Here is a 23566-nt window from a genome sequence, read left to right as displayed (position 1 = left end):
ACAAAGGGGCCGCCCAGATCTACTGTGATCACGCAGTTAGTCTCGGGGGAGGCATTGGTGGCTATCGACCTGCTCAATCACAAGCTCGATCGGGCGTTCGACCACATCGACGCGAACGGCAACGGCGTCGTCGAACGGGAGGACCTGCTGGGGCTGGGCGCACGCCTGCTGGTGGGTTTCGGGGAGTCCCCCACCTCGGTCACCGGCAACCGGCTCGTCGGCAGCTTCGACGGCATCTGGTCGACGTTGTCGCGAGCGCTCGACCGCGACGGCGACTCCGGCATCGCGCGCACGGACTTCCGCGGCGGGATGACGGCGGCGTTCGTCACCGGCGACCGGTACGAGCCGGTGTTCCGGCCGGCGACGGTGGCGGTGGCCCAGCTCTGCGACGGCGACGGCGACGGCCTGATCCGGCCGGGCGAGTTCCGGACGATGCTCAGCGCGTTCGGCACCGCCTACGACGACGTGGACGAGGCGTTCGACCGGCTCGACCGGGAGGGCAGAGGCGCGCTCACCGTCGAGGAGCTGATCCGCGCGGCCGAGGACTACTACCGCAGCTCAGACCCGAACGCCGCGGGCAACTGGCTTTACGGTCCGCTGTGAACACGGCCGTGAGCACCACCGTGTTCGCCACGGTGCGCACCGCGCTCCGCTCGGTCCTGCACTGGAAGCCGATGTTGCCGCTGCCGCGCAAGGGCGGCTCGCCCGCGCTGGCGCTGCTGCCGCTCGTCGAGCGGGTGCCGGCGATGGCGGCGCCCTGCCGGATGCACCCGGCCGTGTACGCCATCGAGGCCGCGGTCATCGACTGGGCCAGGCGGACGGGCCTGCGCGCCGACGCCGGGGTGGGCTTCCACCGGATGGCCGGGCGCGCGTTCGCCGAGTTCGACGCGGCCGCGGCGGCGCTGTTCGCCCAGTGGCTGACCTGGCTGTTCCACCTCGACGACGAGCTGGACGAGGGGTCGTGCCCGCTGGACATCTTCGGCGGCATGCTCAAGGGCGCGGCCCGGCACCCGCTGGAGGCCGCCTTCGCCGACCTGTGGCGGGTGACCAGCGCGCGGATGAGCGACCAGTGGCGGGCCCGCTTCGCGGTCAACCTGCGCCGCCAGGCCGACGCCTGCCGCACCGAGGCCGACAACCGGGCCGCCGGGCGCATGCCGACGCTGGAGGAGTACCCGGCCCTGCGCAGGGGCACCGTGGGCCCCTACCTGTACGACCTGGTGGAGCCGTGCCTGCGGGTCGAGGTGCCGGCCTGGGTGGTCCAGTGCGACCCGTGGCGGGAGCTGGTGGAGGCCTGCAGCGACGTCACGGCCTGGTGCAACGACGTGGCCTCGCGGCCCAAGGAGCGCGGCGACGTGCACAACCTGGTCGAGCTGGCGGTGCGGCAGCTCGGGCTGGGCGAGCGCGAGGCCGTGGCGTGGGTGCTCGACCGGATCGCCGGGCGCTGCCAGGACATGAACCGGGCGGCCAGGCGGCTGCCGCTCGACGACCTCCCGCCCAAGGCGGCCAGGGACGTCAGCAAGGTCGCCTGCGCCTACCTGGCCGCGCCGCGCGCCCACCTGGACTGGCTGCTGGAGTCGTCCCGGTACGCCTGAGCCGATCAAGGGGAAGGCGGTCAGGCGGAGGCGCCGGCGAGCATGTCGCCGGCCGCCGTCCGGCGGTAGACGACCTGCTTGCCGAGGCGCAGGCCCACCGCCAGCCCGCCGTCGCTGAGCACCCCGAGGTGCTGGCTGACCGCGCCCGGGGTGAGCGACATCCGGGCGGCCAGCGCCGAGGTGGTGCTCGGCTCGGCCAGCGCGAGCAGGATCTGCGCCCGGCTGCGGCCGATGAGCGCGGCCAGCGCGCCGGGGGCGGGCGGCGGGCCCTGCTCCCACAGCGTGCCGACGCCGAGCACCGGATAGACGAGCATCGACTGGTACGGAGCCGACATCACGGCCACCGACGGCCAGTAGAACGCGCTCGGCACCAGCAGCAGCCCGTCGCCGTGCAGGCCGCCCGCGTGACACCAGGGCCGGTCGATGAGCAGCCGCTCCCCCGTCCACTCCACGGCGGGGCCGAGCCCGGCGAACAGCTCCCTGGCCCCGCCCTGGGCGAGCTGGCGGGAGCGGCGCAGCACGTCGCGTTCGAGCAGCCCGTAGACGCGCGGCCAGAACTCCTCGAAGCAGGCCCGCCAGTACGTCTCCAGCGCGTGGGCCACCCGGGCCACGCCGGCCGCCGGGTCCGCCATGAACCGGTCGAGCGGCGCCCGGTCGGTGCCCGCGATGGTCGCGGCCTCCGTGCGGGCGCGTTCCGGCGGCGTGCTCCGGACCTGCTCCAGCTCGGCGGCGAAGTCGGGCAGCGGCGTCTGCGGGGGCGGGGTGATGAAGTCGGCCAGGTAGCCGGTCGGCGGCACCAGCGCGAACAGCTCGTCGAGGTCGAGCCCGGCCAGCCGGGGGCGCACGGCCTTGACCCAGGGCAGGTGGATCGACTGCCTGGAGGGGTCCTGGAGGGTGCGCAGGCTCGCGACCAGCTCCCACATGGGCGAGAACGCGAACCGGATGCGCGCGACGTCCTCCGGCTTGAGGTCCCAGGTGACGGCCATGGTTTTAGTGTGCACTAAATCGATGGCGCCTCGGCCGTCCAGACCTGACCCTTGGTCCGTGTCTAGCACCGCTGTTGAGAAGCCTTCCTTCCTCCGCTCCCAGATCGGCGGACTGCCGCGGCCCTTCTGGGCCCTGTGGAGCGGCACCCTCGTCAACCGCCTGGGCACCCTGGTCATGCCGTTCACCGGCGTGTACCTGACCCACTCCCGCGGCATGTCGGTGACCGCCGTGGGCCTGGTCATGGGCGTCTACGGCGCGGGCTCGCTGCTGTCGCAGATCCTCGCCGGCGTGCTCACCGACCGGATCGGGCGCCGGGTCACGCTGGCGGGCGGCATGCTGGCCACCGCGGCCACCATGCTGGCGCTCGGTTACAGCACCTCGCTGCCGGCGATCGTCGCCTCCATGTTCGTGCTCGGGCTGGTGATCGACATCTACCGGCCGGCGTCCAGCGCCCTGGTGGCCGACCTGGTGTCGCCGTCGGAGCGGGCCCGCGCGTACGGGTTGCTGTTCTGGGCGATCAACCTGGGTTACGCGGTCGGCATGACGGCCGGCGGCTGGCTGGCGAGCGTCGGGTTCGCCTGGTTGTTCTGGATCGACGCGGCCTCGTGCCTGGTCTTCGCCGCGCTGGTGTGGCGGGCGGTGCCGGAGACCCGGCCGCCGGCGCGCGAGTCGTCCGGCGGGTTCGGCGTCGTGCTGCGCGACCGGCTGATGGTGGCCTTCACGCTGGTCGTGCTCGGCAACGCGCTGGTCTACCTGCAGACCGTGACCATGCTGCCGGTCGCGATGACGTCGGTGGTGAAGCTGACGCCGGGGCAGTTCGGCCTGGCCATGGCGCTGAACGGGGTGCTGATCGTCGTGGTCCAGCCGCTGGTCTCCGGCTGGCTCGGGCGCAGGGACCCCTCCCGCACGTTCGCGCTCGGGCTGGCGGTCATGGGGGCCGGGTTCGCGCTGACGGCCTTCGTCACCACGACGTTCTGGCTGGCCGTCACGATCGCGGTGTGGACCGTCGGCGAGATCATCACCGCAGGCATCTCCGGGACGATCGTGGCCGCGCTGGCCCCCGAGCACCTGCGGGGGCGGTACTCGGGGCTGTTCGGCTTCGCCTGGTCGCTGGCCTCGGTGCTGGCGCCGCTGATGGGCGGCCCGCTGCTCGCGGCCGGGCCGAAGACGCTGTGGTTCGCCGTGGGCGGCGTCGCACTGGTCTCGGCGGCCGGCATGCTGGCCCTCGGCCCGGCGATCCGGCGGCGCTGACGCGGCCTGAGGTCCGGGGCGGCGTTCCACGGAATCCGCCGCCGTTGAGAGAATTTTGATCGGATGTTGGCCGGTTCCCGATAATTTCCTGCCGATCACGGAAGGAAATGGTGGGATGCGCCACGCAGTCTGGGCGCGCCGGGCGGTGACGAGGCTGGCCACTCCCCGCGTCGCGATCGGGATCGCCACGTTCGCCGTCGTGCTGGAGCTGGCCGACATCTGGGTGACCGCCCAGTTGCCGCCGTCGCCGTACACGCCGCTGCCGTTCGCGCCGGAGGACATGGCGGGCACGGCCTTCCCGGTCTTCGGCGCGATCCTCGTGCACAGCAGGCCGCGGCTGGTCATCGGCTGGCTGCTGTGCCTGGGCGGGGCGAGCGCCGCGGCCAACATCCTGTCGGCCAACCTCTACCAGCTGCTCGACGGACGGCCGGGGCCGCGCTGGCCGGTCGTCAACCTGACCTGGAACGTCTGCGAGCTGACCCTCGGCGTCCTGCTGCCGCTGCTGTACCCGGTGGGCAGGCTGCTGTCGCGGCGCTGGCGGGCGGTGATCGCGCTGGCCGTGGCCGGGCAGGCGCTGGACTGGGCCGGGCTGCTGACCGGCCGGCCGGAGCTGCGCGAGGCCGGGCACGGCACGCTCTCGGCGAGCATGGTGCTGGCCTTCGCCTCGCTGGTCGTGCGCTTCCGGCGCGGCGACGCGGTCGAGCGGCGGCAGCTCCTGTGGCTGCTGGTGGCCCTGCCGGGCCTGCTGGTGCCCTGGATGCTCGGCGCGGACGTCTGGTGGATGGCCTCGCTGGCCATCCCGCTGATCCCGGCGGCCATCGCCGTGGCGGTGCTGCGCTACCGGCTGTTCGGCATCGACACGCTGATCAGCAGGGCGCTGGTGGGCACCGGCCTGGCCATCGTGATCACCCTCGTGTACGTGGCGGTCAGCGCGGCGCTCAGCCTGTTCCTGTCGGAGGTGGACCGGATCGCCGGGATCCCGGCGGCCCTGTTCGCCGGGGCGTTCTTCCAGCCGATGCGCCGCGGCCTGCAACGCGGCGTGGACCGCCTGCTGTACGGCAGCACCGGCGTCCCCGGCACGCTGGCCCGGCGGCTGCGGCACCGGCTCCAGCACACCGACCCGGTGCACGGCCTGCTGGCCACGCTCGACGTCCTGCGCGAGGGCCTGTCGGTGACCGGCGTGGCGGTCGAGGCCGACGGCGCGGTCACCACGTCCGGCGTGGTGGCCGCGGCGGCCAGGACGGTCCCGCTGGTGTGGCACGGCGAGCCGGTCGGGCTGCTGCTGATCGGGCCGACGGACCGGCGCAGGTTCCCCGCGGCCCACGACGAGCGGGTGATCGCCACGATCACGCCGTACATCGCCGACGCCGCGCACGCCGTACGGCTGACGGCGGCGTTGCAGCGCTCGCGCGAGCGCATCCTGACCGCGCGGGAGGAGGAACGGCGGCGGCTGCGCCGCGACCTGCACGACGGGCTCGGCCAGTCGCTCACCGGCATGGCCATGTCGATCAACGCCGCCCGGCTGACCGTGCACAGCGCCCCCGAGCAGGCCGACCGGCTGCTGGCCGGGCTGCGCGCCGGCATGGACGCCGTGACCGGCGACATCCGGCAGCTCGTCTACGGCCTGCGCCCGCCCGCCCTGGACGAGCTGGGCCTGGCCGGCGCGGTCGAGGAGCTGGCCGGGACGCCGATCGAGACGTCGGGCGAGCTGACCGGCCTGCCCGCCGCGGTCGAGGTCGCGGCCTACCGCATCGTGCAGGAGGCGCTCACCAACGCCCGCAAGCACGCCAGCGCCTCACGGATCACGGTGGCGCTGCGCCGCGACGACCGGCTGCGCGTCACGGTCGGCGACGACGGGATCGGCCTGCCGCCGGACGCGCGGCCCGGCGTCGGGCTGGGCTCGATGCGCGAACGGGCCGCCGAGCTCGGGGGCACCTGCGCCGTACGAGCGGGACCGGGAGGTGGCACGGTTGTCCACGCCGAACTCCCCCTGTGACAATTCGCCATATCCCCGGACGTGTTCTCCCTCTACGCTTACCCCTGACATGCTGACATTCACCGCACTGGGACCGTTCCACGCCTGGAGCGACGGCGTCCCCCTCGACCTCGGCGGCCAGCGGCAGCGGGCGGTACTCGCCCGCCTGCTCGTGGCGGGCGGCCGGGCCGTGCCCGTGCACACCCTCATCGACGAGCTGTGGCCGGGCGATCCGCCCGCGCAGGCCCTGTCCACCATCCAGGGCTACGTCTCCCGGCTGCGGCGTGCGCTGGAGCCCGGCCGCGCGCCGCGCGAGGAGGCCGAGGTGCTGGTCTCGGCCGCGCCCGGCTACGCGCTGCGCGCCGCGCCCGAGCAGGTGGACTCGTGGCGGTTCGAGGGCCTGGTGAAGACCGAGGGGCCGCCGCCGCAGGTGTGGGCGGCCATGGAGAGCGCGCTCGGATTGTGGCGCGGGCCGGCGCTGGCCGAGTTCGCCGAGCTGACCTGGGCGGCGACCGAGGCGGGCCGGCTGGAGGAGCTGCGGCTGATCGCGGTCGAGCGGCGCGCCGACGCCGGTCTCGCGCTCGGCCGGGCCACCTCCCTGGTGGCCGACCTGGAGGCGCACGCCTCGGCCCATCCGCTGCGCGAGGAGGCGTGGCGGCTGCTGGCCCTCGCGCTGTACCGGATGGGCCGCCAGGGCGACGCGCTGGCCGCGCTGCGCCGGGCCCGCGCGGTGTGGCGAGACGAGCTGGGGCTCGACCTGTCGGCCGGGCTGCGCCGGCTGGAGGCCGACATGCTGGCCCAGCGGCTGGAGGAGCCGCCGCCCCCGCCATCCCCGACGCCGTCCCCAGCGCCGTCGTCGCCCGCGCCCGCCGACGAGCGGGTGCTGCGCGTGCTGGTGGCCGACGACCAGGCGCTCGTACGGGCGGGGCTGCGCGCCATGCTCGACAGCGAGGACGGCGTCGCGCTGGCCGGCGAGGCCGCCAACGGCGAGGAGGCCATCGCGGGCGTGCGCGCGCACCGGCCGGACGTCGTGCTGCTCGACATCCAGATGCCGCACCTGGACGGCCTGGCCGCCGCCCGCCGGATCCTGGCCGGGGAACGCCCGCCCAAGGTCGTCATGATGACGACGTTCGGCAGCGACGAGAACCTGTACGCGGCGCTGCGCGCGGGCGTGAGCGGCTTCGTGCTGAAGACCTCGGCCCCCGAGCAGTTCCTGGCCGCCATCAGGGCGGCCGCCGTCGGGGACGCGCTCATCGATCCCGCGGTCACCACCCGGCTGATCTCGGCGTTCGCCGGCCGCACCGACCCGGCCTCGCCGCCGGCGCTGGCCGGGCTCTCCGACGCCCGGCTCGACGTGCTCAAACTCGTCGCCCGCGGGCTGACGAACCGGCAGATCGGCCAGACGCTCGCGCTGCCCGAGGAGGAGGTGTCGGCGCTGGTGAAGTCGCTGCTGGACCACCTGGGACTGTTCGACCGGGCGCAGCTGGTGATGGCGGCCTACGAGTCCGGATTGGTCACTCCTGGCGACATGGGACACTTTTCGTCGCTTTGACGATAAAAATCGGGTCGTACTAGGCTAATGACGTGGCACAACTGCGCATAGCCCTGGCACAGACGAACCCGACCGTCGGCGACCTCGCCGCCAACGCCGAGCGGCTGGTCGCGTGGACCCGTGACGCCGCCGAGCGGGGCGCTCACCTCGTCGTCTTCACCGAGATGTTCCTCACCGGCTATCCCGTCGAGGACCTGGTACTGCGCACGTCCTTCGTGGACGCCAGCATCAGGACCCTGGAGGAGGTGGCGCGCAGGCTCGACCGCGAGGGACTGGGCGACCTCCCCGTGGTCGTCGGCTACGTCGACCGCGCCGGCCTGGCGCCCCGCGTGGGGCAGCCCAAGGGCGCGCCGCTGGACGCGGCCGCGCTGCTGCACAAGGGCGAGGTCGTCACCCGCACGGCCAAGCACCACCTGCCCAACTACGGCGTGTTCGACGAGTACCGCTACTTCGTGCGCGGCGACCGGTTGCCGATCTTCCGGCTGCACGGCGTGGACGTGGCGATCGCGGTCTGCGAGGACCTCTGGCAGGAGGGCGGGCCGGTGTCCGTCGTCGGCCAGGCGGGCGCCGGGCTGCTGGTGGTGCCGAACGCCTCGCCGTACGAGAAGGAGAAGGACGACGTACGGCTGGAGCTGTGCGCCCGCAGGGCGCGCGAGGCCGGCTGCGCGCTCGCCTACGTCAACCAGGTCGGCGGCCAGGACGAGCTGGTCTTCGACGGCGACTCGATCGTCGTGGACGGCTCGGGCGAGCTGGTCGCGCGGGCCGGTCAGTTCCGTGAGGAGCTGCTGGTCGTGGACCTCGACCTGCCGGTCTCCGACGCCGAGCCCGGGACGTTCCCCCACGACGCCCTCGACGGCACCACGATCACCGTGGAGCGCCGGGTGCTCTCGCAGGAGCCCGTGGCGCCCTACCCGGCGGCGCCCGCCCCCGTCGCCGAGCGGCTCGACCTGGCCGCCGAGGTGTACTCGGCCCTGGTGCTCGCGGTACGCGACTACGTGGCCAAGAACGGCTTCCAGTCGGTCATCCTGGGCCTGTCGGGCGGCATCGACTCGGCCCTGACGGCGGCCATCGCCTCCGACGCGATCGGCCCGTCCAGGGTCCACGTCGTGCTCATGCCCTCGCGCTACTCCTCCGACCACTCGCTGGCCGACGCCGAGGACCTGGTGGCCAGGCAGGGCATCAACTCCAGGATCGCGCCGATCGCCGAGATCGTCACGGCCTTCGAGAAGGAGATCGAGCTGTCCGGCCTGGCCGCGGAGAACCTCCAGGCCAGGGTGCGCGGCATGATCCTCATGGGCCTGTCGAACGAGCACGGCCACCTGGTGCTCACCACCGGCAACAAGAGCGAGCTGGCGACCGGCTACTCCACCCTCTACGGCGACTCGGCCGGCGGCTTCGCCCCGATCAAGGACGTGCCGAAGACGATGGTGTGGGAGCTGGCCAGGTGGCGCAACGCGCACACCTGCGAGGGCTTCCTGATGGCCGTCGAGCAGCCGATCCCGGAGAACTCGATCACCAAGGAGCCCAGCGCCGAGCTCCGTCCCGACCAGCGCGACACCGACTCGCTGCCGCCGTACGAGGTGCTGGACCGGCTGCTGGACGACTACGTGGAGAAGGACATGGGCTCGCAGGAGCTCATCGCGGCCGGGCACGACCCGGCGCTGGTCACGCGGGTGATCAGGCTGGTGGACCTGGCGGAGTACAAGCGCCGCCAGTACCCGCCGGGCCCCAAGATCACGCCGAAGAACTTCGGGCGCGACCGCCGTCTGCCCATCACCAACCGGTGGCGGGAGACGACCGGCTGACCCACCGCCCTCGTCCACCCGCGGGACGACGGGCTGCCCCTACTTCCGCAGGACGGCCGACAATCCCTCCGCCATTCCGGAGGGGCGGGCGGATTGTCGGTCGTGCGTGGCAGGGTGGGCGCGTGGCACAACCGCTCAAAGACCTGATCAACGCCCGGTCCGTCTCGGTGCTGGCCGGTGGCATGGCCGCCGTGTGGCCGTCGTTCCCGCGCGCCCGGTTCACCGAGCACGCCCTGGCCGGGCTCGGCCCGCTGGAGCTGAAGGGCCGCGTCAGGCACGTCTCCACGGCCCTCCACGACGCCCTCCCGCTGCCCTATCCGCGGGCCGCCGAGCTGGTGCGGGCCTGCGCCGCGCGCGGGGAGCTCGACCTGTGGAGCGGCTGGCCGCTCACCGACCACACCGCCGTCCACGGGCTCGGCCACCTGGAGGCGGCGATGGCCACGCTGGCGGCGCTCACGCCGTACTCGACGGGCGAGTTCGCCGTGCGCCCCTACCTCGACCGCCACCGCGACGACGCCCTCAAGATCATGTACGGCTGGGCCGAGTCCTCCGACGAGCACCTGCGCCGCCTGGCCTCCGAAGGCTCCCGGCCGCGCCTGCCGTGGGCGCCGCGGGTCGGCTGGCTGATGACGCCCGGCCCCACCCTGCCCCTGCTCGACCTGCTGCGCGACGACCCGAGCGAATACGTCCGCCGCTCGGTCGCCAACCACGTCAACGACCTGGCCAAAGACCACCCCGACGCGGCGCTCGCCGTGCTGGCCCGCTGGCGGGCGGGCGGCGGCTCGCACGTCGAGCGGGTCGTCCGCCACGCGGTGCGCGGGCTGCTGCGGTCCGGGCATCCCGAGGCGCTCGCGCTGCTGGGCGCCACGCCGGGCAGCGGCTCGGCGCGGGCGCTCACCCTGGAGTCCGACACGGTCGCCGTCGGCGGCAGCCTGACCTTCACCGTCACGGTCACGGCGGGCGCGCCCGGCCCGCTGGTGCTCAGGTACGCCGTCCGCCGGGCGGGCTCGCGCCGCGTCTTCCACCTGGGCGAACGCTCGGCCACCGCCGAGGGGGCGGCGTTCACGCTGCGCAAGAGCCATTCCTTCCGCCCGGTCACCACCCGCAACGAGCCGCCCGGCCCGCGCGAGCTCGACGTCATCGTCAACGGCCGCGTGGCCGCCACCGTGCCCTTCACCCTGACCGACGCCCCCGGCCCGGCGGCGCAGGCGGGTCAGGGCATGGCGCGACAGTAGGGCACAGGCCCCGGAACGACGAACGGAGGCCGTCCCGAGGGGCGGGCCTCCGTGGCGGGTGAGGGCGGCTCAGGGCTCGGCGCGGTCTCCGGCCAGCCCGAGCAGGACCATGTCGACCACCCGTTCGGCCAGGTCGGCCGGGAGGTCGCCGGCCGGACCCCACTTCGACTGCCACATCATCGTGCCGGAGAACAGGGCCATCACCAGGTCGACGTCGAGGTCGGGCCGGAGCTCGCCGGTGGCGACGCCGCGCTCGACCACCGAGCGCAGCGCCTCCCTGCGCGGTTCGACGGCCCGCTTCACGAAGCGCTCCATCAGCCGGGGATAACGATCGGCCTCGCTCATCGCGATGTTCATCACGCACCGGGTGCGGGCCTGGCCCGCCTCCCGGCGCATCGCGTCGAGCAGGACGATCAGGTCGTCGCGCACGGAGATGCCGGACAGCGGCGGGAGCGGCGCCTTCAGCGTGGACAGGGCGTCGACGACCAGGTCCTCCTTGTTGGACCAGCGCCGGTAGATCGTGGTCTTGCCGACGCCCGCCCGCGACGCGATGGCCTCGATCGACAGCTCCGACACCCCCATGCCCTCGCCGATCAGGTCGAGGGTCGCGTCGATGATCGCCTTCTCGGCCTTCTCGCTGCGCGGACGGCCCGCCGGGCGGGCAGTCCCTGAATCCTGGATCGTCATCGCGGCCTCACACTACCGCTGGTTCCTTCTGTTCCGCCTGCTGGACCGGGCGCGCCTTGCCCGGCATCCACTTGGCCACCACCGCGACGCCCACCAGGCCGATCACGGCCGACACCATCGCCGTGACGTGCATGCCGTCGACGAAGGCGGCGAAGGCGGGCTTGATCAGCGCATGGCCGCGCTCGCCGAGCCTTCCGGCGAACTCCATCGTCGCCATGATCGACTCACCGGCGGCGTGCGGGGCACCGGCCGGGAGCGCCGAGGCGATCTCGCCGCGGTAGCTGCTGGACAGGACCGAGCCGAGCACGGCCACGCCGAGCGCGCCGGCGACCTGGCGGACGGTGTTGCTCATGGCCGAGCCCACACCGGCCTTCTCCCTGGGCAGCGCCTCCATGATGGCGGTGGTCGCGGGCGGCATGATGTTCGCCATCGCCGCGCCCTGGACGAAGAAGATGATCTCGATCAGCACCACGGGCGTGTCGACGTCCATCAGCGCGTAGCTGCCCAGCGCCGCGGTCACCACGAGCATGCTGACCGTGGCCGACAGCTTGGCGCCGAAGAGCTGGTTCACCCGCTGGCTGAGCGGCGCGAAGATGAGCTGCGCGGCGGCGAACGGGATCATCAGGGCCCCCGCCTGGATCGGGCTGAAGCCCAGCACGATCTGCAGGTAGAAGGTCAGGAAGAACATCCCGCCCATCATCGCGAAGAAGACCAGGCCCATCATGCCGATGGCCGAGCTGAACCGTACGTTGCTGAAGTTGCGCACGTCGAACACCGGGTTGTCGATGCGACGCTCCCACCACACGAACACGCCCAGCACGAGCAGGCCGGCCACCGTCGGGACGATCACCTCGGCGCTGGCCAGGGTGCCCAGGTCGCCGCCGCGGATGATGCCGTAGACCAGCGCGACCAGACCGATGATCGACAGCAGCACGCCCACCGGGTCGAGCCTGGACGGCTTCGGGTCACGCGACTCGGGCACGAAGGCGGCGATGAGGAACATGCTGATCACCACGATCGGCACGTTGATCAGGAACACCGAGCCCCACCAGAAGTGCTCGATGAGCAGGCCGCCGGTGATCGGGCCGATCGCCACCGCGAGCCCCACGCCGCCGGCCCAGATGCCGATCGCCTTGCCACGCTCGCCGGGCGGGAACACGTTGGAGATGATCGCCAGCGTGGCCGGCATGATCGCCGCGCCGCCGATGCCCATCGCCGCCCTGGCGAGGATCAGCTGCATCGGGTCCTGGGAGTAGGCGCTGGCCAGCGAGGCCAGGCCGAACAGCGCCATGCCGATGAACAACATGCGCTTGCGGCCGGTGCGGTCGCCGATCACGCCGAAGGTGAACAGCAGCCCCGCGAACACCAGCGTGTAGGAGTTGATCGCCCACTCCAGCTGGCCCTGCGTCGCGCCCAAGCCGGCATGGGGGTCGGCGATGGTCTTCATCGCCACGTTGAGGATCGTGTTGTCCAGCACGACCGCCAGGAGGCTGAACACCAGCACTCCCAGGATGCCCCACCTGCGTGGATGCCCCGCGTTCTGATCCATGAGAACGTCCTTAATTTCGATACGTCCAAGTTTCGCAACGACACCGTATCGCAAGGTATTCCGATACGCAACGGTCTCGTTTCGTAACTTTCGCCTGACGGGCGGAGTGCGCACAGGGAAACAACAGGGAAACCCCGTTCACCCCCCGCACAGGCCGTCCCAAGGCCCTCCGGACACCGCTGAGAGGCCCCCCGGCCCGGACGGCCGGCAGGCTGGAACCACCGCCGGATCAGCTCTTGGTCGCCGCCGCAGGCAGCACGTGCTCCTTGGCGTCACCCGGCGGGCCCGCGACCGGCGTGCCCGCGACCGGCGGACGCCGCCGCCACAGCGGCAGCGCGACCGCCACCATGACCACCCCGACCAGCCCCGCCACCACGAACGCCCACGTCGGCCCGCTGCCGTCGATGATCGCCCCGGCGATCGGCGAGGACGCGGCACCGCCGATGAGCAGGGCCGTGCCGTGCAGGCCCATCGCCTCGCCCCTGGCCGCGGCGGGCACCCAGCGGCTGAGGACGTCGACGGTGGAGGACAGCGCCGGGGCGCACAGCAGGCCGGCGGGCAGCATCGCCAGGATCAGCCACCGCCAGTCGGCGCCGGCCAGGCCCACGGGGATGGTCAGCAGGCCCATGCCCGCGATGAGCACCAGAGGCGAGAAGCCGCGCGACAGCCCGCCGTAGACGAAGCCCCCGACCAGCGAGTAGAGGCACCAGATCGCCACGGCGAGGCCCACCCACTGCGTCTCGCCCGCGGTGTTGATGGTGGCCACCAGCCCGAGCTCGGTCGCGGTGAGGATGAACGTGGCCGCCGCCGTGGTGCCGAGCAGCGCGACGAAGCCCGGCGTGAGCCACTGCCGCCGCGGCACCTTCACCACCGGCTCCTCCAGCTCGACGGCCGACCGGGTGGGCGGGTTGAACACGATCAGGCCGAGGCCCGCGGCCGTGATGCCGACGCCGATGAGGACCAGCGTCGTCGTGCTGCCCAGCGTGGTGATGCCCGCCGCGGCGAGCGCGGGACCGGTCATGTACGACAGCTCGACCAGCATCGAGTCGAGCGTGAACCCGGTGCGCCGCTGCTCCGGCGGCACCAGCGCGGCCAGCGACTGCCTGGTCACGCTGAACACCGGCAGGTTGAGCAGGCCCGCCACGGCCGCCGCGACGGCGAGGGCGGGCAGCGGCAGCGCCCACGCGCACGACCAGAACACCGCCTGGGCCAGGGTGGTGACGACGAGCACGGGACGCACCCCGTGGCGGTCGACGAACCGGCCCGACAGCGGCGAGCCGACGGCCATGCCGACCGTGCTGGCCATCGTCACCACGCCGGCCTCGACGTAGCCGAGGCGCAGCCCGAAGACCACGTGGAGGGTGAGCGCCATTCCCATGGCGGTGGCCGGGACGCGCGCGAGCATCCCCACCAGGAGCAGAGTGCGGACGCCGGGCAGCCGGAAGAGCCTGCGGTATTGGTCGAGAGCCATGGTGTGTCGTTTACCTCCGCGTCGATTGTGTCAAGAGGCACCGACAGTTTCGCCACCGGATTTCCCGCATGACATCATCGAAGGAGTCCGGGGACGTCACTGGGACGCCTCGAGACGTTTCTGGAGGGAGTTCCATGTCTTCCACCACGCTGTACGGCGGCGCGTCGGGCCGCCGGGTCACCGTCCGCGACCTCGCGGCGGCCAAGGAGCGCGGAGAGCGGTGGCCCATGGTCACCGCCTACGACGCGATGACGGCCCGGGTGTTCGACCAGGCGGGCGTGCCCGTGCTGCTGGTCGGCGACTCCGCGGCCATGGTCGTCTACGGCTTCGACTCCACTCTCCCGGTCACCCTCGACCACCTCGTCCCGCTCACCGCGGCCGTGGTGCGGGGGTCGTCGCGGGCGCTGGTCGTGGCGGACCTGCCGTTCGGGTCGTACCAGGGGTCGCCGCAGCAGGCGCTGGAGTCGGCGGCCAGGTTCATGAAGGAGGCGGGGGCGCACGCGGTCAAGCTGGAGGGCGGCCGGCGGGTGCTGCCGCAGGTCGAGGCGCTGGTGTCGGCGGGCGTGCCGGTCATGGCGCACCTCGGGCTCACCCCGCAGTCGGTCAACACGCTCGGCGGCTACCGGGTGCAGGGGCGCGGCCAGTCGGGCGACGAGCTGATGGCCGACGCCAAGGACCTGGAGCGGGCCGGGGCGTTCGCGGTGGTGCTGGAGTGCGTGCCGGCCGACCTGGCCCACCGGGTGACCACGTCGCTGTCGATCCCCACGGTCGGCATCGGGGCGGGGCCGTCCACGGACGCGCAGGTCCTGGTGTGGCAGGACATGATGGGGCTGACGCCGCGCCCGGCCAAGTTCGTCAAGCGCTACTTCGACCTGGCCTCGGAGATGGACCGCGCGGTGCGGGCCTTCGCCGACGAGGTGACCTCGGGGGCCTTCCCGGCCCCCGAGCACACCTACTGCTGACCGCGAGCGCCTTCCCGCACCATGGAAAGGCCCCGGGCGCCTTCCCGCACCACGAAAAGGCCCCGGGCGCGTTCCCGCGTCCCGCGCACCTGGGCCGGGCTCACCCCGCCGCGCCGGAGAGCGTGGCGGGGTCGGTGTTGGAGCCGCAGACCACGACGGCCACCCGCTCACCCGCCGCGGGCCGGTAGGCCCCCGACAGCAGCGCCGCGTACGCCGCCGCGCCCGCGGGCTCGGCCACCAGCCGGTGCCGCTCCCACAACGTCCGCCGGGCCGCGACGATCGCGTCGTCGTCCACCAGGACGCTGTCCACCCCGGCCCCCGACAACACCTCGAACGCCAGCCCGCCGAGCTGCGTGGCGCCGAGCGCGTCGGCCGCCACGCCGCCCACCTGCACCGGCACCGGACGACCGGCGCGCAGCGCCTCGTGCAGCGTGGGGATGGCGTACGGCTCCACCGCCACGATCCGCGGCGCGTCACCCCCGGCCCGGGCCCCCAGGGTGATCCCGCCGGCGAGCCCGCCGCCGCCCACGGCCACCACCACCGTGTCCACGCCCCCGGTCTGCTCCATGATCTCCAGCCCGGTCGTGCCCTGCCCGGCCAGCACCTCGGCCTGGTCGTAGGCGTGCACGGCCAGCGCGCCCGTCTCGGCGGCGCGCTTGGCGGCGGCCTCCGCGGCCTCGGAGTAGATCGCCCCGGTCTGGGTGGTGTGCGCGCCGAGCGCCTTGAGCCCGGCCACCTTCACCGGGCTCGTCACCTCCGGCACGAAGATCTCGGCCCGCACGCCGAGCGCCCTGGCGGCATGGGCGACGGCCAGTCCGTGGTTGCCGCCGCTGGCCGCGATGACCCCCGCGGCGGGCAACGGGCCGGCCGACAGGATGCGGTTGAAGGCCCCCCGCACCTTGAAGGAGCCCGAGTGCTGCAGCAACTCCAGTTTCAGTAACAGGCCCGGCGAGATCTCCAGGACGGGCGTGCGCAGCACGTGCCCTTCGATCCGGCCGGCCGCGTCGAGGACGTCCTGGTAAGTGACGGTGGTCACGGCTCTCCTTCGGTCGTGCGCCCGCGGTCGGCGGGCATGAGCCGACGCTATCCGAGCGCCTGGGCCACGTCTGCCCACAGGTCCTCGGGATGCTCGATGCCCACGGCCACGCGCACCATGCCCTCGCTCACGCCGTGCCTGGCCAGGTCCTCGGGGCCGAGGAAGCGGTGGGAGGTGGTGGCGGGCTGCATGACGCGGGTCTCGACGCCGCCGAGCGAGGGGGCGATGCGCGCCAGCCGTACGGACCGCATGAACTCCTCCCCCGCCGCCCGCCCGCCGGCCAGCTCGAAGGAGAACACGCCGCCGAAGGCGGGCAGCAGCTTGGCGGCCAGCTCGTACGACGGATGCGCGGGCAGCCCCGGCCAGTGGACGGCCGACACGGCGGGGTGCTCGGCGATCCGCCGGGCCAGGAGGTCGGCGTTGGCGCAGTGGCGTTCCATGCGCAGCGGCAGCGTCTGGATCCCGCGCAGCGTCAGCCAGGCCGTGAAGGGCGCGGCCGCGGCCCCCAGTTCGGTGGCGAAGTGCCAGACCCTGCCGTACAGGTCGGGGTCGGCGAAGACGGCGATGCCGCCGATCACGTCGCCGTGGCCGGACAGGTACTTGGTGGCGGAGTGCACGACGATGTCGGCGCCGTGCTCAAGGGGGCGGCAGAGCACGGGCGTGGCGAAGGTGTTGTCCACCATCGACAGGACGCCCAGCTCGCGGGCCGTGGCGCACATCGCGGGCAGGTCGGCGACCAGCCCCATCGGGTTGCTGATGGTCTCCAGATAGACCAGCCGCGTCTCGGGCCGGACGGCGGCGCGCAGCGCGGCGGGGTCGTTCTCGGGGACGTGGGTGACGGCGATGCCGAACCTGCCGGCCAGGTCGTTGAGCATCGTGGCGGTGCCGCCGTACAGGGAGCGCTGGGCGATGAGGTGGTCGCCGGGCTTGAGCAGGGCGAGCAGCACGGTGTTGATCGCGCCCATGCCGGAGGCGGCGGCCAGCGCGGCGGCGCCGCCCTCCAGGCCGGACACCGCCAGCTCCAGGGCGCGCACGGTGGGGTTGGTGTCGCGGCCGTAGACGAAGGCGTCGTCGGGACGGGTCATCGCCACGCCCATCAGCTCGGGGTCGTCGAAGGCGAACCCGGCGCTCTGGTAGATGGGCATGCCGATCGGCCGGCTGCCCTCGACCGGGGGCTGCGGCAGGTGGACGGCACGCGTCTCAGGGCGAAAATCACTCATGTCATCGAATATCCCTCGGATTGGTGTGCGAGTGCAGAGCCAATACCGGAAAATTGGTCCATGAATAGAGCCAATCCCGATGACCTCGTCCACCTGCTGGGCCGGTGGGCCTCCGGGCGCGGGCCGCTCTACCTCCTGCTCGCCGCCCGGCTGCGGGCGCTCGTCGACGACGGCGTGCTCCCGCCCGGCGAACGGCTGCCGCCCGACCGGGTGCTGGCCGACCGGCTCGCGGTCGGCCGCGGCACGGTGGTCGCCGCCTACGAGCTGCTCCAGCAGGAGGGCCGGGTGACGCGCCGCCAGGGCAGCGGCACCCGCGTCGCGCCGGGCGACCCGCCGGCCACCAGGACGGCCGGCGGCGTGGCGGCCAACCCGCTGATGCTGAACCTCCTGCACGACTCCGACGGCGTGCGGCTGCTGACCTGCGCGGCGCCGGACGACCCGCCGCCGGCGCTGTTCGAGGCGTACCAGGAGGCGGGGGCGCGGGTGGCGGGCCTGCGCGACCTGGGCTACCACCCGGCGGGCGACCCCGCGCTCCGCGAGGCGCTGGCGGGCTACTACGGCGCGCGCGGCCTGCCCACCACGGCGGACCAGATCATGGTGACGACGGGCGCGCAGCAGGCGCTCACGCTGCTGGCCGGGCTGCTGGTGGCGCCGGGCGACACCGTGCTGACCGAGTCGCCGACGTACCCGGGCGCGCTGGAGGTGTTCCGGCACGCGGCGGCCGTCGTCAAGCCCGTCGACCTGGGTGACGACCAGGCACGGCGGGCCGTGCGCGAGCGGCCGGCGCTGGTCTACGGCGTGCCCACCGCGCGCAACCCCGACGGCGCGGTCATGGACGACCCGGGCCGCAGGCGGCTGGCCGCCCTGGCCGCCGCGCACGACGTGCCGCTGATCGACGACGAGGTCTGCGCCGAGCTGTGCTTCTCGGGCGGGACGCCGTCGCCGGTGGCCGCCTTCGGCGGCGGGGATCGGGTCGTCACCGTCGGCTCGCTGAGCAAGCTGGTGTGGGGCGGGCTGCGGGTGGGCTGGATCCGCGCGGCGGCGCCGGTGGTCTCGCGGCTGTCCCGGCTGCGGGCCGTGCACGATCTCGGCGGCGAGGTCTTCAGCCAGCTCGCCGCCGTCGCGCTGCTGCGCCGCCTCGACGAGGTGCGCGAGGCCCGCGTGAGCGCCCTGCGCCGGCGGCACGACCACCTGTGCGCCGAGCTGCGGGCGCGCCTGCCGTCCTGGACGTTCGAGCCGGCCCAGGGTGGCCAGACCGTCTGGGTGCGCCTGCCGCGCGGCGACGCCGGCTCCTTCGCCCAGGTGGCGCTCCGGCACGGCGTCGCGGTGCCGCCGGGCGGCTCCTTCGACCCGCTGGGCGGCCACGCCGCCCACCTGCGCCTGCACTTCCTGTTCCCCGAGGAGGAGCTGTCGCGGGCGGTGTGCGACCTCGCGGCGGCCTGGGCGGCCTACGACGGCGCCGGGAAACCCGTCTCCCGGCACGCCCTCGTCGTCTGACAGGGTGGGGGCCATGGAAACGACCTTCGTGCTGGTGCACAGCCCTTCCGTCGGGCCCTCGACGTGGGCTCCGGTGGCCGAGTCGCTGGGGCGGCGCGGCCGGGCGGCCGTCGTCCCCGACCTGACCGGCGTGTCCGCCGGCGGGGCGCCGTACTGGCCGCGCGTGGTCGCGGCGGTGCGCGCGGCCGTGCCCTCCGACGGGCCGCTCGTGCTGGTGGCGCACAGCAACGCCGGGTTCTTCGTGCCGGTGATCAAGGAGGGGCTGGGCGACCGGGTGGTGGCCTGCGTGTTCGCCGACGCGCACGTGCCACCGTCCCAGGGGCTGGTCAGGACGGCCGAGGAGGGCTTCCTGCCGTTCCTGCGCGGCCTGGCGGGCCCCGACGGCGTGCTGCCGCGCTGGACCGACTGGTGGGACGAGGAGGACATCGTGGCCATGCTCCCCGACCCCGCCCAGCGGCTGCTGGTCACGGGCGAGCAGCCGCGACTGCCCCTCGACTACTACACGCAGCCCGTCCCCGTGCCCGCGGGCTGGGACGCGGTCAGGTGCTCGTGCCTGTGGTTCGGGCCGCCGTACGAGGAGGTGGCCCGCGACGCGGCCGGGCGCGGCTGGCCGGTGACCCGGCTGCCCGGCCTCCACCTGCACCAGGTGATCGACCCCGAGGGGGTCACGGACGCGCTGCTGAAGCTGTCCAGGAAGTCGTGAATTCTTCACTGTCGGCCCCCTGACCCGTCCGGCCATAGTCGGACACATGATCGAGGTGAACGAGCTCAGGAAGAACCACGGGACATTCGCGGCGGTCAGGGGCGTCTCGTTCCGGGTGGGCGAGGGCGAGATCTTCGCCCTGCTCGGCCGGAACGGCGCCGGCAAGACCACCACGGTCGAGGTGCTGGCCGGCTTCCAGCGGCCGGACGGAGGCGCCGTCCGGGTCGCCGGCCTCGACCCCTGGTCCGACCGCGCGGCCGTCCGGCAGCGCGTCGGCATCATGCTCCAGGAGGCCGGGTTCTTCCCCGACCTGACGGTCGCCCAGACGGTCGCGGTCTGGCGCGACTTCACCCCCGCGCCGCGCCCGGCCGGGGAGGCGCTCGACCTGGCCGGCCTGACGGACAAGGCCGGGACCAGGGTGCGCCAGCTCTCCGGCGGCGAGAAGCGCCGGCTCGACCTGGCGCTCGCCCTGCTCGGCCGCCCCGACGTGCTGTTCCTCGACGAGCCCACGACCGGCATGGACCCCGAGGCCCGCGCGAACACGTGGGAGGTCGTCTCCGGCCTGGCCGCGCGCGGCACCACGATCCTGCTCACCACCCACTACCTGGAGGAGGCCCAGCGCCTGGCCTCGTCCATGGCGATCATGGACAGGGGTGAGATCGTCGCGGCCGGCGGGATGGCCGAGACGCTGGCCGCGCGGAGCGGACGGGTGACGTTCCGGCTGCCCGCCGGGGTCTGCGCGGACGACCTCCCACTGCCGGTGGCCGTGGACGGCGGCGCCGCCGTCTGCCGGGCCGAGGACCCCGACCTGGCCGCACAGACGCTGCTGACCTGGGCGGCCGGCCGCGGGCTGCGGCTGACCGGCCTGGAGGTCCGCGCGGCCACCCTCGAAGACCTCTTCCTCGACCTGCCCAGGAGCGCCCGATGAGCCTGACCGCCACCTACCGTCTCGGCACCCGCCTGTTCTGGCGCGACCGCGCCATGCTGGCCGCCTCGGTGATCACCCCCGTCGGACTGACCGTGGGCATGCCGGCGCTGATGCGGCACGTCACCGGGGGCGGCGTGCCGTTCGCGACGGCGGTGTTCCACAGCTCGCTGGCGATCGTGCTGGCGCTCACCGCGTTCATGAACATCGCGGTCGCGCTGACCAACCGGCGCGACCAGCTCGTTCTCAAGCGGCTGCGGGCCGGGCTGCTGACCGACGCGCAGATCCTGGCCGGCCAGGTCGCCAGCACGGCCACGCAGACCTTCCTGGTGATCGTGCTGTGCGCGGTGGCCGTGCGGTTCGCCGCCGGGGTGCCGCTGCCGGACGACCCGCTGCTGTTCGCCGCCGTGACCGCCGCGGGCTCGGCCGTCATGGCGCTGCTGGGGGCGGCGTACACGGCGGCGATCCCGCGGAGTGAGCTGGCCGGGGCGTTCACCATGCCGGTGTTCCTGGTCGCCGCGGTGTCGGCGGGCGCGATGGGGCCGATCCCGCTGCCCTCGTGGCTGAGCCCGGTGCTGGACCTGCTGCCCACCTCGGCCGTGGTGCACGCGGCGAAGACCGGGGAGGCGCTCGTGCCGGCGCTCGTCCTGGCCGGGTGGGCGGTGGTGGGCGTGGTGGCGATCCGGTCGTGGTTCCGCTGGGAACCGCGCCGGTCCTGAGTCGGACATAATCGCTGCTGTGGTGGTCTCGTCCTCGGCGCAGAGGCTCGCGCGCGTGCTCATCACGGGCGTCTCGGTCGTCTATTCGCTCATCGGGCTGCTCTACTTCATGGGCGGCCCGGCGATCGGGCTGCTCGCGGCGGCCGTGACGGTCGCCGTCGTCTCCACCCACTACGTCAACATGCGGGCCGCCCTGCGCGGCGGGCGCCCGCCGCTGTTCCCGGCCACGCCGGCGCTCCAGGCCGTCGTCACCTACGCGGGCGACTACCTGCTGCCGAGCGGCTGGTCGTCGATCGCCGCCCCGCTGCTGGCCGGGACCCTGCTGGTGTTCCTGGGGCTGCGCTGGGCCGTGCCGCTGGTCGTCCTCATGATGCTGTACGAGGGCGCCATCATGTGGATCGGCCCCCACTACGCCGTGGTCACCCTGTTCTACGTGATCGCCATCCCCATCACCGGCTCGATGATCTACGTCCTGGTCCGGCTCGTCCGCGTCGCCGCCGAGCTGGAGGAGGCCAGGGCCGAGCTGGCCGACGCCGCCGTGCTCAAGGAACGCCTGCGCATCTCCCGCGACCTGCACGACGGCCTGGGCCGCAGCCTCACCGCCATCGCGCTCAAGGGCGACCTGGCCGCCCGCCTGATGGACCGCGACCCCGCCTCCGCCCGCGGCGAGGTGGGCGAGCTGGTACGCGTCGCCCGCGAGGCCGCCCAGGACGTCCGCCACGTGGCCCGCGGCTACCGCGCGATGTCGCTGAGCGGCGAGACCGACCGCGCGGCGGCGCTGCTGGAGTCGTCGGGGGTGAGCTGCCAGGCGCACCTGGCCGACGTGGCGCTGCCCCGGCGGGCCGAGGAGGCGCTGGCGTGGGGGGTGCGCGAGGCGGTCACCAACGTCCTGCGCCACAGCAGGGCCACCACCTGCACGATCACCACGTCGCTGCGGGACGGCCGGGTCCGCCTGGAGGTCGCCAACGACGGCTCGACCGGCGAGCCCGGCGTGCCCGGCGGTGGCCTCACCGGGCTCGCCGAACGGGCCTCCCAGGCGGGCGGCACGTGCGCCGCCGCCCCCACGGACGGCGGCGGCTTCCTGCTGGCCATGGAGGTTCCGGCGTGATCCGGGTGCTGCTGGCCGAGGACATGCACATGATCCGCGCCGCGCTCACCGCCCTGCTCCGGCTGGAGCCGGACATCGAGGTGGTGGCGGAGGTCGTGCGCGGCGACGAGATCGTGCCGGTGGCCCTCGACGTCCGGCCCGACGTGGCGGTCGTGGACATCGACCTGCCGGTGACCGACGGCATCACCGCCGCCGCCGAGCTGCGCGAACGGCTCCCGTCCTGCCGGATCCTGGTGCTCACGGCCATGGGGCAGCCCGGCCACCTGCGCCGGGCGCTGGCCGCGGGCATCGAGGCGTTCCTGGTCAAGGACGCCCCGGGCGACCGCCTGGCCGAGGCCATCAGGCGCACCGCGGCCGGCCTGCGCGTGCTGGAGAGCGAGCTGGTCTCCTCGGCCATGGAGTACGGCGAGAGCCCGCTCACCCCCCGCGAGACCACCGTGCTCCGGCAGGCCGCCAGGGGCGCGACCGCCGAGGAGATCGCCGCCGGCCTGCACCTGTCGGCGGGCACGGTGCGCAACTACCTCACGGCCGCGATCACCAAGACGGGCGCCCGCAACAAGATCGACGCCGTCCGCGTCGCCGAGGACGCGGGCTGGCTCTAGACGTCGGTGACGCGCAGCCCGGCGTGGGCCTTGTAGCGGCGGTTGATCGAGATGAGGTTGGCGGTCAGCGCCTCGACCTGGTGGGCGTTGCGCAGCCGGCCGCCGTAAACGCCGCGCACCCCCGGGATCAGCTCGGCCAGCGCCTGCACGGTGTCGGTGGCCTCGCGGTCGTCGCCGAGCACCAGCACGTCGAGGTCGACCTTCTCCACGGCCGGGTCCATCAGCAGCACGGCCGACACGTGGTGGAAGGCCGCCACGACCCGGCTCTCGGGAAGCACCGCGGCGGCCTGCTGGGCGGCGCTGCCCTCTTCCACCGGCAGCGCGTAGGCGCCCTGCTTGTCGAAGCCGAGCGGGTTGACGCAGTCGACCACGATCTTCCCGGCCAGCTCGGCGCGCAACGACTCCAGCAGCGCCTTGTGCCCCTCGTACGGCACCGCCACGATCACGACGTCGGCCTCGGCCGCCACGTCGGCGTTGGCCCCGCCCCGCGCGCCCGAGCCGATCGAGCCGGCCGCCTCCTGGGCCCGCTCGGCGCTGCGCGAGCCGATCAGCACCGTGTGCCCGGCCAGCGCGAACCGCCGCGCCAGCCCCTTCCCCTGGTCGCCGGTGCCGCCGAGGATCGCGATGGAGAGCCCGTTCACATCTGTCATGGCTCCGATCATGCCAGCCCCGGCCGCACGCGCCGCAGGC

At 73.7% G+C, this 23566-nt stretch carries 21 protein-coding genes; 14 read left to right on the top strand and 7 right to left on the bottom strand.

Translation table 11 applies throughout. The features are described from left to right. Positions 1 to 57 precede the first annotated feature (57 nt). Together ACFYUV_RS07410 and ACFYUV_RS07405 are read left to right on the top strand one after the other, a co-directional pair. The gene (locus ACFYUV_RS07410; protein WP_364331930.1) at positions 58 to 603 is read left to right on the top strand and encodes an EF-hand domain-containing protein; all 546 of its coding nucleotides are present in this window, start codon (positions 58 to 60) and stop codon (positions 601 to 603) included. 8 nt (positions 604 to 611) lie between these two features. Beyond that, positions 612 to 1592, top strand: coding sequence for a terpene synthase family protein (locus ACFYUV_RS07405; RefSeq protein WP_387666039.1), 981 nt, complete (start codon positions 612 to 614; stop codon positions 1590 to 1592). Positions 1593 to 1612: 20 nt separating this feature from the next. Here ACFYUV_RS07405 and ACFYUV_RS07400 read toward each other — a convergent pair whose 3' ends face one another. After that, positions 1613 to 2578, bottom strand: coding sequence for a DUF5937 family protein (locus ACFYUV_RS07400; RefSeq protein WP_387666037.1), 966 nt, complete (start codon positions 2576 to 2578; stop codon positions 1613 to 1615). Between the two features lie 58 nt (positions 2579 to 2636). Here ACFYUV_RS07400 and ACFYUV_RS07395 point away from each other — a divergent pair, with 58 nt between their 5' ends. From ACFYUV_RS07395 to ACFYUV_RS07375, 5 genes are all read left to right on the top strand, one after another. Beyond that, a complete protein-coding gene (locus ACFYUV_RS07395) occupies positions 2637 to 3830 on the top strand; it encodes an MDR family MFS transporter (RefSeq protein WP_387666035.1) in 1194 nt (397 codons plus the stop codon). A gap of 115 nt (positions 3831 to 3945) precedes the next feature. Beyond that, a complete protein-coding gene (locus ACFYUV_RS07390; protein WP_387666033.1) occupies positions 3946 to 5826 on the top strand; it encodes a sensor histidine kinase in 1881 nt (626 codons plus the stop codon). A 49-nt stretch (positions 5827 to 5875) separates the two neighbouring features. Then, positions 5876 to 7357 carry a BTAD domain-containing putative transcriptional regulator gene (locus tag ACFYUV_RS07385; RefSeq protein WP_387666030.1) on the top strand — a complete coding sequence of 494 codons (1482 nt, stop codon included), beginning with the start codon at positions 5876 to 5878 and terminating at the stop codon, positions 7355 to 7357. Between the two features lie 32 nt (positions 7358 to 7389). Beyond that, entirely contained in the window at positions 7390 to 9162 is a 1773-nt protein-coding gene (locus tag ACFYUV_RS07380) for an NAD+ synthase (RefSeq protein WP_387666028.1), read from the top strand. A gap of 122 nt (positions 9163 to 9284) precedes the next feature. Beyond that, a complete protein-coding gene (locus ACFYUV_RS07375; RefSeq protein WP_387666026.1) occupies positions 9285 to 10397 on the top strand; it encodes a DNA alkylation repair protein in 1113 nt (370 codons plus the stop codon). Between the two features lie 69 nt (positions 10398 to 10466). On the opposite strand, the gene ACFYUV_RS07370 is transcribed toward ACFYUV_RS07375, so the two are convergent. The 3 genes from ACFYUV_RS07370 to ACFYUV_RS07360 all read right to left on the bottom strand — a co-directional run bounded on the left by ACFYUV_RS07370 (position 10467) and on the right by ACFYUV_RS07360 (position 14104). Next, a complete protein-coding gene (locus ACFYUV_RS07370; RefSeq protein WP_387666025.1) occupies positions 10467 to 11084 on the bottom strand; it encodes a TetR/AcrR family transcriptional regulator in 618 nt (205 codons plus the stop codon). Between the two features lie 7 nt (positions 11085 to 11091). Then, positions 11092 to 12633, bottom strand: coding sequence for an MFS transporter (locus tag ACFYUV_RS07365; RefSeq protein WP_387666022.1), 1542 nt, complete (start codon positions 12631 to 12633; stop codon positions 11092 to 11094). A gap of 229 nt (positions 12634 to 12862) precedes the next feature. Next, a complete protein-coding gene (locus ACFYUV_RS07360) occupies positions 12863 to 14104 on the bottom strand; it encodes an MFS transporter (protein ID WP_387666020.1) in 1242 nt (413 codons plus the stop codon). A 134-nt stretch (positions 14105 to 14238) separates the two neighbouring features. Here ACFYUV_RS07360 and panB point away from each other — a divergent pair, with 134 nt between their 5' ends. Then, on the top strand, positions 14239 to 15066 hold the full coding sequence (gene panB, locus ACFYUV_RS07355) for a 3-methyl-2-oxobutanoate hydroxymethyltransferase (RefSeq protein ID WP_387666018.1): 828 nt from the start codon (positions 14239 to 14241) through the stop codon (positions 15064 to 15066). A 100-nt stretch (positions 15067 to 15166) separates the two neighbouring features. On the opposite strand, the gene ACFYUV_RS07350 is transcribed toward panB, so the two are convergent. Together ACFYUV_RS07350 and ACFYUV_RS07345 are read right to left on the bottom strand one after the other, a co-directional pair. After that, positions 15167 to 16102: a serine/threonine dehydratase gene (locus ACFYUV_RS07350; protein ID WP_387666016.1), complete on the bottom strand. Its 936-nt coding sequence runs from the start codon at positions 16100 to 16102 to the stop codon at positions 15167 to 15169. 47 nt (positions 16103 to 16149) lie between these two features. Then, positions 16150 to 17322 carry a trans-sulfuration enzyme family protein gene (locus tag ACFYUV_RS07345; protein WP_387666014.1) on the bottom strand — a complete coding sequence of 391 codons (1173 nt, stop codon included), beginning with the start codon at positions 17320 to 17322 and terminating at the stop codon, positions 16150 to 16152. 60 nt (positions 17323 to 17382) lie between these two features. Between ACFYUV_RS07345 and ACFYUV_RS07340 the strand changes: the two genes are divergently transcribed. Genes ACFYUV_RS07340 through ACFYUV_RS07315 form a run of 6 tightly spaced genes read left to right on the top strand, consistent with a single transcriptional unit; the run spans position 17383 to position 22876 of the window. After that, positions 17383 to 18819 (top strand): PLP-dependent aminotransferase family protein, encoded by a 1437-nt coding sequence (locus ACFYUV_RS07340; RefSeq protein WP_387666012.1) that lies wholly within the window; start codon positions 17383 to 17385, stop codon positions 18817 to 18819. A 13-nt stretch (positions 18820 to 18832) separates the two neighbouring features. Then, positions 18833 to 19522, top strand: a complete 690-nt coding sequence (locus ACFYUV_RS07335; protein WP_358294246.1) for an alpha/beta hydrolase — start codon at positions 18833 to 18835, stop codon at positions 19520 to 19522. Between the two features lie 46 nt (positions 19523 to 19568). Next, positions 19569 to 20450 (top strand): ABC transporter ATP-binding protein, encoded by an 882-nt coding sequence (locus tag ACFYUV_RS07330; RefSeq protein WP_387666009.1) that lies wholly within the window; start codon positions 19569 to 19571, stop codon positions 20448 to 20450. Then, positions 20447 to 21166, top strand: coding sequence for an ABC transporter permease (locus ACFYUV_RS07325; RefSeq protein WP_387666006.1), 720 nt, complete (start codon positions 20447 to 20449; stop codon positions 21164 to 21166). The genes ACFYUV_RS07330 and ACFYUV_RS07325 overlap by 4 nt, the downstream gene beginning before the upstream one ends. Positions 21167 to 21185: 19 nt before the next feature. After that, positions 21186 to 22274, top strand: coding sequence for a sensor histidine kinase (locus ACFYUV_RS07320; RefSeq protein ID WP_387666004.1), 1089 nt, complete (start codon positions 21186 to 21188; stop codon positions 22272 to 22274). Continuing rightward, positions 22271 to 22876 carry a response regulator transcription factor gene (locus tag ACFYUV_RS07315; protein ID WP_358294254.1) on the top strand — a complete coding sequence of 202 codons (606 nt, stop codon included), beginning with the start codon at positions 22271 to 22273 and terminating at the stop codon, positions 22874 to 22876. Before ACFYUV_RS07320 ends, ACFYUV_RS07315 begins: the two co-directional genes overlap by 4 nt. Here the strand turns inward: ACFYUV_RS07315 and npdG are convergent. Continuing rightward, positions 22873 to 23526: an NADPH-dependent F420 reductase gene (gene npdG, locus ACFYUV_RS07310; RefSeq protein ID WP_358294256.1), complete on the bottom strand. Its 654-nt coding sequence runs from the start codon at positions 23524 to 23526 to the stop codon at positions 22873 to 22875. The two genes, ACFYUV_RS07315 and npdG, sit on opposite strands and share 4 nt — an antisense overlap. Positions 23527 to 23566 lie beyond the last annotated feature (40 nt).

The organism is Nonomuraea sp. NPDC003560 (assembly GCF_042878785.1).
Taxonomy (GTDB): domain Bacteria; phylum Actinomycetota; class Actinomycetes; order Streptosporangiales; family Streptosporangiaceae; genus Nonomuraea.
Note: the sequence above shows the minus strand (reverse complement) of the source record. Positions and strands in the feature narration are given on the sequence as shown.